The sequence below is a fragment of the Roseobacter denitrificans OCh 114 genome (assembly GCF_000014045.1).
Lineage (GTDB): Bacteria > Pseudomonadota > Alphaproteobacteria > Rhodobacterales > Rhodobacteraceae > Roseobacter > Roseobacter denitrificans.
The window spans coordinates 537,772-549,384 of the sequence record NC_008209.1 but is presented as its reverse complement, the minus strand read 5'-3'; the positions used below and the strand labels follow the sequence as shown (position 1 = coordinate 549,384).

The following is an 11,613-nucleotide window of genomic DNA, read 5'->3' as shown; positions in this document are numbered from 1 at the left end:
TGCGATGTTCAGTACTTCTGCGCCGAGTTTCGGAGCACGAAAGCGAATTCCGGATTGTCTTGTGCCTGTATCCAACCCGTGACGCTGGCGTTACTGCAGAAACCCAACAGCGTCGCTCACGCGACAAAGCCATCACGTCATGCGCAACACGCGGATACGCGTGTATCAGCCAGATTTCTGAGGCAAAGCGGCATGCGAAAAACCTGAAGAACCTGACGCCGCCTGAAATCAAGGATTTCAATGTGTTACGTGACATTTGATGTTTCAGATGTTTCGTCAAACGCTTTAAATTCGACCTTATGTGAACAAGATCACAGAACTCGAATCAGATGTTAGGTATTCATTAGGTATTGAAGTGACCGGTAAACAGTAGAAGACCTCGCAACAGGTGTTTCACAGGTAACAAGGGAAATTATTTCACGGTCCAGAGGGGGAATCTGGTTGGTTTTTTGAGTGGCCTAAGGCCAGCGAAGCCGACGTTTTGTGGATGCCCCTCTGATTTTAACTCTCCCCAGGGTCTGTTATTAGCCTTTATAAGAGGTGCAGACGGACAACCCCCCAAGCTGCTCGTGCTCGGGGGGTTGTTTCTTTTTAGCAGTATAGTGACGGGGTATCAGGCTGACTTATTGCCTTTGACAGGCGCCCAGATGCGCTTGTTTGTCAGATACAAGAGCACCGACAGGATCGTCAGGAACAATACGCCGACAAATCCGGCTTGCTTGCGCGCCATCATCTTGGGTTCAGCGGTCCACATCAGGAACGCGGATACGTCTGCCGACAGGTTGTGCAAGTCATTGGGGTGACCGTCCGCATACTCAACCAGTTCATCATCCAATGGCGGTGCCATCGATATCCAGCCGCCGGGGAAAGCCGTGTTCTCATACAGGATGATCCCTGCCTCTTCCTTCTCTTCACCTGTGTAACCGGTCATGAGAGACGCGATATACTCAGGTCCGCCGATACCTTTGAAGAACTGGTTGATCCCCAAACCGTAAGGCCCGTGGAACCCTGCACGCGCCTTTGCCATCAGGCTGAGGTCCGGTGCATTTTCCAAACCGGATTCTGGAAAGTGGTCCGATGGTTTTGCCGGACGGAAGTCTTCGATTTCTTCATCGTAGACTTCGAAGTTCTCTGCATAGGCCCGGACCTGGTCTTCGGGCATCGCCGGTCCACCCTCTTCGGAAAGCGAGCGGATCGCGACGAACTTCAGTCCATGGCATGCGGCACAAACTTCGGTGTAAACCTGAAGGCCACGCTGCAGCTGGTTCTGATCATAGGTCCCGAAAGGTCCTTCGAACGAGAAATCAAAATCCTCGATGTGCGTATCATAGGCGCCAGCCGCCATACTCGCCGTGGCAAACCCAAAGGTCGCCACAGCACTCAGTATAAGTCTTCTGAACATTGTACCTTGTTCCTTTACTCGGCCGGTGTGGCCAGCGGTTGCGATCCGCCGTTTGCAGCAGCTTTTTGAGCGGCGACGTCGGCTTCGATGGTTTCTGGTCGTGCCAGCGGTTTCTCGATCACACCCAGCAAGGGCAGGATGATCAGGAAGTATGCGAACCAATAGGCAGACCCAATCAAAGCGATGACTGGATAGATGCCCTCGGCAGGCATGGCGCCGACCCACATCAGAACGAAGAAGTTCACGACGAACACCCAGAACCACCACTTCAGCATGGGACGGTAGCGTGCGGAGCGAACCGACGATGTGTCGAGCCATGGTGCCAGCGCCATCACGACGATCGCGCCAAACATTGCAAGCACGCCGAAGAATTTCGCATCCACGATGCCACCGGTCAGGAAGGACACAAGCTGCACCGCCCAGACGGTATCATCGAACGCGCGCAGGATCGCATAGAACGGCAGGAAGTACCATTCAGGCACGATGTGTGCAGGCGTCGACAGCGCATTGGCTTCGATGTAGTTGTCGGGGTGACCGAGGTAGTTGGGCATGAAGCCAACGACCGCGAAGAACACCGCCAAGATCACTGCCAGCGCGAAGAGGTCCTTGATGACGAAGTAAGGCCAGAAGGGCAGTGTGTCTTTTTCGGCTTCTTCTTTGGACGTGCGGCGCACTTCAACACCGGTCGGGTTGTTGTTCCCGGTGGTGTGGAAGGCCCAGATGTGCACGATCACGAGGCCCAGAATGACGAAGGGCAGCAGATAGTGCAGCGAGAAGAACCGGTTCAGCGTCGCGTTATCGACCGCTGGTCCGCCCAGCAGCCATGTTTGCAGCGCTTCACCCACGAATGGAACCGCGCCGAACAGGCCTGTGATAACGGTCGCGCCCCAGAAGGACATCTGACCCCATGGCAAAACATAGCCCATGAAGGCCGTGCCCATCATCAGCACATAAATCAACATGCCGATGATCCATGTGATCTCGCGCGGGGCTTTGTATGAACCGTAGTAGAGACCGCGCAGAATATGCGCATAGACCGCCACAAAGAAGAGCGATGCCCCGTTTTGGTGCATGTAGCGCAGCATGTAGCCGCCGTTCACGTTGCGCATGATATGCTCAACCGAGGCGAACGCATGGTCAATATGCGGGGTATAGTGCATTGCCAGAACGATGCCCGTAACGATCTGCAAAACCAGAACGAACGTGAGGACGATGCCCCAGATCCACATCCAGTTCAGGTTTTTCGGCGTCGGGATCATCAATGTGTCGTACATCAAGCCAACAATCGGCAAACGCTTGGCGAGACTTTTCTCCCAGGCGGCCTTTGGCTCGTAGTGATCGTGAGGAATTCCACCCATTCGTTTTCTCCCTTACCCGAGTTGGATCGTGGTATCATCCACGAATACTGCTGTTGGTACCGGCAGGTTTGTTGGTGCCGGGCCTTTGCGAATACGACCCGAAGTGTCGTAATGTGACCCGTGGCAGGGGCAGAACCACCCACCATAATCACCCGCATCGCCAAGTGGAACGCAGCCAAAGTGCGTGCAAACACCCATCATGACAAGCCATTCGCCGCTTTCATCCAGCGAACGGTTTTCATCGGATGCATCCGCATCAGGCGCGATATTGGCGTTTTCCGCCAATTGGTCCGGCAGATCGGCAAGGTCCACGGCGCGCGCGGCGTCGATTTCCTCTTGGGTCCGGCGACGGACGAATACGGGTTTGCCCAACCATTTCACGGTCAATTGCGTGCCCGGCTCAAGGCCGCTCACATCAACCCGGATGGATGACAAGGCCAAAACATCCGCGGTCGGGTTCATTTGATTGACCAAAGGCCAGATCGCGGCCCCCGCGGTTACTGCACCGGCACCTGCCGTAGCGTAGTACAGGAAATCCCGCCGGGTGCCTTCGTGGTCTTCTGCATGCGACACAGGTTTACTCCTCTTCGGGGCCGATTTTCCGGCCAATAGCGATTTGGCCACGCAAGGCGCGGCAGTAGCTTGACGGGGTATGTAGCGCCGCGACCTACTTCAGTCTAGTGACCTTGCACGCGCAAACCGTCGCAGTCCCCTAATGTTTTTGACAAAAACCCGTTTTGGGCCTGTTTTTTTGAACGGTTCAGAAAGGTTCATGCCGTTCAAGGGTGAGTCGCACGCATCGAGGGGCGCGAATCAAATCCCGCGTGCCATTTCGCGAGTGCTTCGTTTCCCTGTCGCCAGTTGCGCGTGTCGTGCCGAAAATCGAGGTAGGACAAGGCACAGGCCACCGAAATCTGCCCCATCGTCAAAGGGCCTGACAAATGGCTGATCCAACGCGTGTTCAGGGCAAAAAGCGTGCGCTCGATCTTTGCCCACTGCGCGTCGATCCACGCTTGTGAGACCTGTTCGGCGTCGCGCAGGCGTGTCTCATAGACCATGGCGACACCCGAATCCATCATGCCATCCCCTGTCGCTTCCAGCGTCAGTGTTTCCCAGCGCGATGAATTCTGCGGATAAAACCCGCCGTTGAACAGATCGTTCAGATAGGCGGTAATGACGCGGCTGTCATAGAGCGTGATGCCGTCGTCCCGTTCGAGCGCAGGCAAACGCGCCAGCGGATTGGCCGTCTTGAGCGCCTCATCCGACGCAAGCGCTGTCGTCGTGACCGTTTTCAGCGTCACAGCATCGGTCTGACCAAGCTCATGCAGCAAAACGGTGACTTTGCGCACGAACGGTGACGCTGGCGAATGGTATAGTCTCATCGGATGGCCCTCACTATGTATATATGGATGGTATCAGAGCAGCTAGGTCTGTCCATCCACCGCGCGCATCAGTGCCGACAACAGTTTCAACTCGGTGCCCTGACCATAGGCGTCAACATGATCGGCAGCGCTCTGTCGCACTTCGGGCGCTTTGTTCTGATTGAGCTTCCAAGTTCCCTCAACCGCCGACAGAACCATCCGGCAAGGCACAATCGCGCGCATCATGCGGGTCATCACGCCATCCGACATCTTATCTGTCGTCCATGGTGTTTTGGGAACAAGTCGATCCTCGAAATGTGCAGATTGCCGATCCAGAATGCCGTGCAATTCCTCTTGCGGGCGCAGTTCAAGCTCTCCGGTGAGGTGCACAGCCACGTAATTCCATGTGGGCACCTGATCAATCACACCATACCAGTCGGGCGAAATGTAACTGTCGGGGCCCGACACGGCGATCTTCGCCGGGCGTTTCTCACTCAGCGCGCGCACAATCGGGTTGGAGCGTACAAGATGCAGCCAGACCGTTTTGCCGTCCTCATCCACCAGAAACGGGATATGGGACAAAAGCGGGCCATCTTCACCATTCACCGCAAGCACGCCGAACCCGCGTTCACGCGCGAAGGCAAGGTTTTCGATCTCTTGTCGCGTGTGAAAAGCCGGGTTGGGGTGCATCGTTTTGCCTTCGCAGTGTGTCGCATTTGGTCTTGCAGATTTTTGAAACTATTGGCAACCTTGGCGTATTCTCAGGGCGGGGTGAAATTCCCCACCGGCGGTATGTGGGGCGTGACCTTACGAGCCCGCGAGCGGCCTTTCCCGAACTGAAGGGTTTCAGCAGATCTGGTGAGATGCCAGAGCCGACGGTCATAGTCCGGATGAAAGAGAATGCGACCGCAAGAGGGCACGCCTGTGCCTTTTCGCGGACGTGATCGCCTTGGGTGGACGTGTCGACCGCAAAAAAGGAGATCACTATGACACACACCCGCTTCACCTTTGTCAAAGCACAATGGCACGCCGATATTGTCGACCGGGCCTTGGATGGCTTTACCGAGATAATTCCCGCAGCACAGGTCGATGTTTTCGACGTGCCCGGCGCGTTTGAAATGCCCTTGATGGCGCGTGATCTTGCAGCCACCGGGCGATATGATGCCGTGGTCTGCGCCGCATTTGTCGTGGATGGGGGTATATACAGACATGATTTCGTGGCCCAGTCGGTCGTGGATGGCCTCATGCGCGCGGGGCTGGACACGGGTGTGCCGGTGTTATCCGTATCCCTGACACCGCATCATTATCAGGAAACCGATCATCACAACGAGATCTACCGCAGTCATTTCGTCACCAAGGGGCGCGAAGCGGCACAAGCGGCCTTGGGAATCCTGAAAACCCGTCAGTCACTGAGCGCGCGCAACGCCGCCTGAAGCGTCCGACGAAATACCGGGCACAGCGCATATCACATGACGCGGTGAAATCTCTGATTTCAGACAGCACTGGGTGATCCGGGTTTTTGGCATGACGCTTTAACCAAGGTAGGCGCGCAATGCAGGCGGCGGGTTGTTCATCAGATCCGCCGCAGGTGCAGGCGCGTGCGCGCGCCCGCCTTCAACAAAGATCACATCATCTGCAATCCGCGCGACGTCTTCTGGCGCATGTGTCACCATCAGCAGCGTGGCCCCGGTTTCCCCCGCAAGCGCCGCGACCAGATCAAGCATCTCATGTCGCAAGGCAGGACCAAGCGCGGCAAAGGGTTCGTCCAACAGCACCAGCGGCTTATTCTGCACGAGAACGCGCGCCAGTGCCGCGCGGCTTTGCTGCCCACCTGACAAGGCCCCCGGCAGGCGCGCCTCAAACCCCGCGAGGCCAACCCGACGTATGGCGGCGGCAACATGCGCCTTGTCATCCGCGCTGAGCTTGAGGTTGGGGCGCAAACCAAGGCTGACGTTTTGCGCAACACTGAGATGTGGGAACAGGTTGTTGTCCTGAAACAGCATCGCGATGGGCCGATCACCGGGTGGCGCGTCGCTTACGTCCTTGTCCGCCAGATGGATACGCCCGCGGGCAAGCGGGATAAAGCCACTGATCGCGCCCAGAATGGTTGACTTCCCCGCACCAGAGGGCCCGATCACCGCAACTTTGCGCCCCTGTTGCACCGTGAAATCCGCGTCCAGCGCGAAGCTGCCTTGGGCGATTGATACGTTGTCAAGTACGAGCATACCAGCGCGCCCCTCTGTCAAAGCTCCAGAAAATACCGAGCGCCATGGCCAGCAATATCAGCGCAGCACCCGCCGCCGCTTCGGTCTTATAGGCCCCCATCAAGCGATACATCTGCAAGGGCAGCGTTGTGCGATCCGGGTCCGCAAACAATGCGATGACGCCAAGGTCCCCAATCGACAGTGCGCCCGTCAGCCCAGCGGCAAACCCGATCTGCGGCAGCGCTCGCGGCAGGATCACCCAGCGCCACGTTGTCCACCCGGTCATGTTCAGGGTCATGCACAACCGCCCATGCGACTGCAGCGCCTCACGAATCCCCGGCACCACGATGCGCAGCGCAAAGGGCAGCGCCATCAGTGCATTGACCACTGCGGTTACCAAAAGCGACAGACTGACAGGATCGGCAATCGGGTTGATCAGGATGAACCACCCGGTGCCGATCATCAATGGTGATGCAGACAGACCCAAAAGGCCGATGGCCTCAACACTGCCACGCGCATGGATGGCGATCCAGCCGGCAAGTGGCAGCGCAACGGCCAACAGAACGCATACGCTGATACCAGCCACCCAAAGCGATGTCAGCGCCGCGCGCCATACCGAGGCGGGCACCTCTGGCAGGCCGATCAGCCCTGACACCGCCACCGAGAAAAGCGGCAGCAACAAAAACCCGGCACCGAGCAGGATCGCGACGCCGTCCCCGAACCGTTGCAGACCGCCGCGCCCGTCCCATCGTTGCACGGGTCGGTCCATCCCGCCGGTCAGCGATATCTGCGGGATGATCCAAAGCGCCAGCACGGCAGCGCCGCCCGCCAGAACAAGCTGGATCACCGACAGCAAAGCCGCCTTTGACAGATCAAAGTCAAAACGGAACGCCTGATAGATAGCCAGTTCGATCGTCGTCGCGCGCGGCCCGCCCCCCAGTGTCAGAGCAACCGCAAAGCTCGTCAGACAAATCACAAAGATCAAGGCAGCCGCACCGGGCAGAATACGGGCCAACAGCGGCACCTCAATGGTGCGAAAGATCACCCATGGCGACAGGTTCAGTTGCGCGGCAAGGCGAAACCGCTCTGCCGGGATGCTCTGCCAGCCTTGCAGCAAAAGGCGTGTGGCCAGCGGCAGGTTGAAGAACACATGGGCCAATACCACTCCGTGCAAGCCATAGATCGACACCGGCGGCAGACCCAAGGTGCCAAAGGCGGCATTCACCCACCCATTGCGACCGAAGACTGCCAGCAGACCCAGAACCGCCACGATGACCGGCAGGATAAAGGGCGCACCCAGCAAGGTGATCAGCAACTGACGTCCCGGCAGGTCACGCCGCGCCAGCGCACGAGCCAGCGGAATGGCCAGCGCCACGGATATCAGCGCGGACAGGACGGACTGCACAACGGTGAAGCGGATGGCTTGCCATTCCGCCGCCCCGAAGCCCGCGCTCGCCTCGGCCCGCAAACCGATGCCAAGAAACGCCAGCAGGACCGCCGCAACCACCAAAGTGCCCGCGACGATCCCCGCGTGTCCGCTTATTGGCTGAGCGCTGCGCGCCATGTCTCGATGGCTTCTGCCTGAAGCGCGGTTGCGTCCGCTTCGGAGTAAAACAACACCTTGTCCGGCAGCGGCAGCTGCGCCCAGCCTTCGGGCCATTGATCCTGCGGCAGCGCAGATGGCAACGACCAGTTGGCCTGCGGGATCGAGGATTGGAAGCTCTCGCTCATCACATAGGCCATGAAGGCATCGGCCAGTTCGGGCTGATCCGTCGCTGCGATCTTGCCGACGGTTTCGACCATGAAATAGTGACCCTCGGGGAAAATCGCGGCCTTTCTGGTGAAATCATCCTCGGCAAACATGTGGTAGGCGGGTGAGGTCGTGTAACTCAGCACCATGTCTGCTTCGCCATCGGTGAACATGCCGTAGCTGGCCGACCAGTCCTTGGTCACCGTCAGAATGTTCGGCGCCAGCTTTTCCCAGGCCGCGCCTGCATCATCACCGAAGACCGATTGCACCCAAAGCACCAGCGCCAGACCCGACAAGGAGGTGCGCGGGTCCTGAATGACGATTTTTACATCGTCGGGCATGTCCAGCATGGCCTCGAAACTCGCGGGCGGGTTGGCAACTGTCGCTGTATTGTAAACGAAGGCCGCATGCCCGTAGTTGAATGGCAAGAAGGTGTCATCCGTCCAATCAACCGGCAGTGTCAGCGCCCCGTTGTCTTGCCCATGCGGTGCAAACAAGCCGGTCGCGCGTGCTTTGGATGTCACATCCGACGTCAGACCCATCACGACATCAGCCTTGGTGCGCGCGCCTTCCAACAGCAACCGCGGCACAAGATCACCGGTCGAAAACTGCAGATCACACCCGCAAATCTCTTCAAACCCGGTTTCGATCATCGGGCCGGGCCCCCATTCGGAGGTAAAGTAATCGCCCGCGTAGACGGTAAGCACAGGTGTTTCAGCCGCAGCCTGCGAGGCCAACACGATGCCAGCAGTTATCAGAGTTCTTCGCATGATCTATCCTTTTCAAATGCGTCGAACGGCGAAAGAGGATGATATGCTCAACCTTCCCTCCGCCGGTTCTAACCGGTTCAGGTTCTACGGGTCCGCGCGCGTGCGCATCTCAGCCGGATTGGCCCCCCGAGGTACGCAGTGAGGTAATACGCGCGGCGGGGCTTGGCAAGCGATAAGGGCTTGAGGCGCTCGGTCTGCGCGGCTAAGCACCTGTTCTAAAGGAGCACCGTCGATGTCGATGAATTCATTTGGCCATCTTTTCCGTGTCACCACGTGGGGTGAAAGCCATGGCACCGCCCTTGGTGCCACTGTGGATGGCTGCCCGCCCGGTGTCGCAATTGACGCGGGCAAAATTCAGCACTGGCTGGACAAACGCAAACCCGGGCAGAACAAATATACCACGCAAAGGCGCGAGGCGGATGAGGTCAAAATCCTCTCCGGCACCTTCGAAGGGGTCACGACCGGCACGCCGGTTCAACTGATGATCGAGAACACGGATCAACGCTCCAAGGATTACGGTGATATCAAGGATAAATTCCGCCCCGGCCATGCGGATATCACCTATTTCCAGAAATACGGTGTGCGCGATTATCGGGGTGGCGGCAGGTCCTCGGCGCGCGAAACAGCAGCCCGTGTAGCCGCCGGTGGGCTGGCGCGCGAGGCGATCAAGTCCATCGCACCGGGGATCGACATCAAAGGCTACATGACGCGTATGGGCGCGCATGAAATCGACCGCTCCCGGTTCGACTGGGATCAGATCGACGCCAACCCCTTCTGGACGCCTGATGCGCAGGCGGCGGATGAGTGGGCAAGCTACCTCGATGGGCTGCGCAAGTCGGGCAGTTCCGTCGGCGCGGTGATCGAAGTCGTCGCGCGCGGGGTCCCCGCAGGTCTGGGTGCGCCGATCTATGCAAAGCTCGACACGGATCTGGCCGCCGCGATGATGAGCATCAACGCCGTCAAGGGTGTCGAGATTGGTGAGGGTATGTCCGCCGCCATGCTGACCGGTGAATTGAACGCCGATGAAATCTCGATGGGACGTGATGGCCCACAGTATTCATCGAACCATGCCGGCGGGATACTGGGCGGTATCAGCACCGGGCAGGATATTGTGGTGCGTTTTGCCGTCAAACCGACCTCAAGCATCCTGACCACGCGCAAGACGATCACCAAAAGCGGCGAAGACACCGAGATCATCACCAAGGGCCGCCATGACCCTTGTGTCGGCATTCGTGCCGTTCCGGTCGGAGAAGCGATGATGGCCTGCGTTTTGCTCGACCATCTGCTGCTGCACCGGGGACAGGTTGGCCAAAATCAAGGCCATATCGGGTAGCAGCCATGCATTCAGCGCCGTGCCCAAACGCTTGATCTTTGCAGGACGGGCGCGCACAGAAGGACCATGGCAACCGATCTGACCCAAAACAAACCCGGCCGCGCAATCGCCCTGAAGCTCTGCGCGGTCTTTCTGTTCATGGTCATGGCGGCGCTGATCAAATCCGTATCTCCCCACGTGCCCCCCGGTCAGGCCGTGTTTTTCCGCTCCTTCTTTGCGCTGCCGGTGCTGGTGCTATGGTTGTGGCAACGGGGCCAGTTGCGACAGGGGCTGGTGCCGTCCAATCTGATGGGGCATGTCTGGCGCGGCATCTTTGGCACATCGGCGATGGGGCTGACCTTTGCCGGGCTTGGTCTGTTGCCGCTGCCTGAAGTGACCGCCATCGGGTACGCGACACCCCTCTTTGCCGTGCTCTTCGCCGCGATTTTCCTCGGCGAGCGCGTGCGCATCGTCAGGCTGTCCGCGGTTGCATTGGGTCTGATCGGCGTCATGATCGTCATCGCCCCCCGCCTGTCCGTCGGCGCGGATAATGTGACATCGGCAGCGACCATAGGTGCCATTCTGGTATTGATCGCCTCGATCCTGCGCGCGATGGTCCAGATCCATGTGCGCCGCCTTGTGCAGACTGACACGACGGCCTCCATCGTGTTTTACTTTTCCATCACCGCCTCGACGCTGGGATTGCTCACGCTGCCGTTGGGATGGGCGACGGGGCTGGATGTGCTGGCATGGACTGCACCCCCGGCATGGGTCATCTGGATGTTGATCCTGTCGGGCCTGATCGGTGGCATCGCACAGATCATGGTCACGGCCTCATACCGTTTTGGCAGCGCGTCGATGCTGGCACCTTTTGACTATGCCTCGATGATCTTTGCCAGCTTCATCGGATACATCGCCTTCGGCGAGTTGCCCACCGGACCCATCCTCATCGGCGCGAGCCTCGTGATCGCGGGTGGCGTCCTGATCATCTGGCGCGAAAGGCAACTCGGGCTGGACCGCAGCAAATCAAAACCAAACGTCCCACCCTCCGGGACGCCCTGAGTCGTCAGGTGTTAGGCGATTTTTCTTGTGCTTCGTCAGAGGCTATGGGAAGGGACCCTGTGGCAGGCCGACGCCTCAATCACCAGACCATCCGGACCAAACCGCAGTGTTTCCGCCGCCTCAACGTCGTTCTGATTGCGATAGGTGATGACAATCATCGCATGACCGATGAACACATTCGTGACGATAAAAGAAAGGCCGGGTTGTTGATCCAGCGCCTTGATCCAATAGTCGCGCAGCGCGTCGCGCCCGCGAATTTCACCCTGACCGACCAGCCGCATCGCCTTGCGCGACCGAAACACAACATCGAGCGCATAATGCGCCATGATCCGGTCGATGGCATGAGAATTCCACGCGGCCTCCCATTCAACAGCGAAGGCCGCGTAGTCCATTC

Annotated in this window: 12 protein-coding genes and 2 riboswitches; of the genes, 3 read left to right on the top strand and 9 right to left on the bottom strand. The window is 58.6% G+C overall.

Annotated elements, in window-relative coordinates:
* Positions 1-613: 613 nt before the first annotated feature.
* From RD1_RS02625 to RD1_RS02605, 5 genes are all read right to left on the bottom strand, one after another.
* Positions 614-1,345, bottom strand: coding sequence for a cytochrome c1 (locus RD1_RS02625; protein WP_050759044.1), 732 nt, complete (start codon positions 1,343-1,345; stop codon positions 614-616).
* A gap of 71 nt (positions 1,346-1,416) precedes the next feature.
* The gene (locus tag RD1_RS02620; RefSeq protein ID WP_011566891.1) at positions 1,417-2,760 is read right to left on the bottom strand and encodes a cytochrome b; all 1,344 of its coding nucleotides are present in this window, start codon (positions 2,758-2,760) and stop codon (positions 1,417-1,419) included.
* Between the two features lie 12 nt (positions 2,761-2,772).
* Complete coding sequence (gene petA / locus RD1_RS02615) at positions 2,773-3,333, bottom strand: ubiquinol-cytochrome c reductase iron-sulfur subunit (RefSeq protein ID WP_011566890.1); 561 nt, start codon at positions 3,331-3,333, stop codon at positions 2,773-2,775.
* Positions 3,334-3,539: 206 nt separating this feature from the next.
* Positions 3,540-4,142 (bottom strand): glutathione S-transferase, encoded by a 603-nt coding sequence (locus tag RD1_RS02610; protein ID WP_011566889.1) that lies wholly within the window; start codon positions 4,140-4,142, stop codon positions 3,540-3,542.
* Positions 4,143-4,184: 42 nt separating this feature from the next.
* On the bottom strand, positions 4,185-4,811 hold the full coding sequence (locus RD1_RS02605; protein ID WP_011566888.1) for an FMN-binding negative transcriptional regulator: 627 nt from the start codon (positions 4,809-4,811) through the stop codon (positions 4,185-4,187).
* Between the two features lie 63 nt (positions 4,812-4,874).
* A riboswitch (FMN riboswitch) is annotated at positions 4,875-5,027 on the top strand.
* 80 nt (positions 5,028-5,107) lie between these two features.
* Here RD1_RS02605 and RD1_RS02600 point away from each other — a divergent pair.
* Positions 5,108-5,554, top strand: coding sequence for a 6,7-dimethyl-8-ribityllumazine synthase (locus RD1_RS02600; protein ID WP_011566887.1), 447 nt, complete (start codon positions 5,108-5,110; stop codon positions 5,552-5,554).
* Positions 5,555-5,653: 99 nt separating this feature from the next.
* Here RD1_RS02600 and thiQ read toward each other — a convergent pair whose 3' ends face one another.
* From thiQ to RD1_RS02585, 3 genes are read right to left on the bottom strand one after another with little or no spacing between them, the layout of a single operon-like run.
* Positions 5,654-6,346: a thiamine ABC transporter ATP-binding protein gene (thiQ, locus tag RD1_RS02595; protein ID WP_044032902.1), complete on the bottom strand. Its 693-nt coding sequence runs from the start codon at positions 6,344-6,346 to the stop codon at positions 5,654-5,656.
* The gene (locus tag RD1_RS02590) at positions 6,333-7,889 is read right to left on the bottom strand and encodes a thiamine/thiamine pyrophosphate ABC transporter permease ThiP (RefSeq protein WP_011566885.1); all 1,557 of its coding nucleotides are present in this window, start codon (positions 7,887-7,889) and stop codon (positions 6,333-6,335) included. Before RD1_RS02590 ends, thiQ begins: the two co-directional genes overlap by 14 nt.
* Positions 7,865-8,845 (bottom strand): thiamine ABC transporter substrate-binding protein, encoded by a 981-nt coding sequence (locus RD1_RS02585; protein ID WP_011566884.1) that lies wholly within the window; start codon positions 8,843-8,845, stop codon positions 7,865-7,867. The genes RD1_RS02590 and RD1_RS02585 overlap by 25 nt, the downstream gene beginning before the upstream one ends.
* A gap of 37 nt (positions 8,846-8,882) precedes the next feature.
* Positions 8,883-8,984, bottom strand: a riboswitch (TPP riboswitch).
* 93 nt (positions 8,985-9,077) lie between these two features.
* Here RD1_RS02585 and aroC point away from each other — a divergent pair.
* A complete protein-coding gene (gene aroC / locus RD1_RS02580) occupies positions 9,078-10,178 on the top strand; it encodes a chorismate synthase (protein WP_011566883.1) in 1,101 nt (366 codons plus the stop codon).
* Between the two features lie 66 nt (positions 10,179-10,244).
* Positions 10,245-11,219, top strand: a complete 975-nt coding sequence (locus RD1_RS02575) for a DMT family transporter (RefSeq protein ID WP_011566882.1) — start codon at positions 10,245-10,247, stop codon at positions 11,217-11,219.
* A gap of 35 nt (positions 11,220-11,254) precedes the next feature.
* On the opposite strand, the gene RD1_RS02570 is transcribed toward RD1_RS02575, so the two are convergent.
* A complete protein-coding gene (locus RD1_RS02570) occupies positions 11,255-11,611 on the bottom strand; it encodes a YybH family protein (protein WP_044032901.1) in 357 nt (118 codons plus the stop codon).
* Between the last annotated feature and the right edge of the window lie 2 nt (positions 11,612-11,613).